General features: G+C 28.3%; 1 protein-coding gene. It reads left to right on the top strand.

Translation table 11 applies throughout. The features are described 5' to 3' along the window. Window positions 1–150: 150 nt before the first annotated feature. Window positions 151–519, top strand: a 369-nt coding sequence (locus tag ACFQ1R_RS15835) for a hypothetical protein (RefSeq protein ID WP_379926344.1), incomplete at its 3' end; no start/stop codon positions are given.

Below are 519 nucleotides of genomic sequence, written 5' to 3'. Positions count from 1 at the left end.
AACATGGTATAAATTTAATTGCTTGTAGTTACTTAATCGGAAAAATCCTGCGGATTTTTCCTTTGGCTTGCGTTTTTTTGTTATTTTAGTACCTAATCCACGCAACTAAAAATTATACAAAACGTTAGGCAACATTTACAAAACTACCAAATGAAAAAAATAATCTTATTATTAGCGCTTATATTTACATTCAATGTAAGTTTCTCACAGGAAAACAAAGAAGTGAAAAACATTTTTAAATTTAACATTGTTCCAGCTTTTGAAGGAATATATGAATTCCAATTTGAAAGAGTAATAAGTCCTAAAAGTTCTATTCAAATTGGATTTGCTTCTGGAAAAGACGGATTTACAGATAGAAATAAATTTAACGATTTGTTACTTGATAGGATTGGCAGAAATCTTAATGATGCAAAAGACACAGAATATTCTGAAAAAACATTTGCAATGAATATTGATTTCAGATATTATTTCAGTTCAGAAAATAACCACAGAGGACTTTACATAAGTCCGTCAATTCAA

This window comes from Mariniflexile jejuense (assembly GCF_042675665.1).
Lineage (GTDB): Bacteria > Bacteroidota > Bacteroidia > Flavobacteriales > Flavobacteriaceae > Mariniflexile > Mariniflexile jejuense.
The sequence above is the reverse complement of the archived record's forward strand: the minus strand, read 5'-3'. Positions and strand labels throughout refer to the sequence as shown.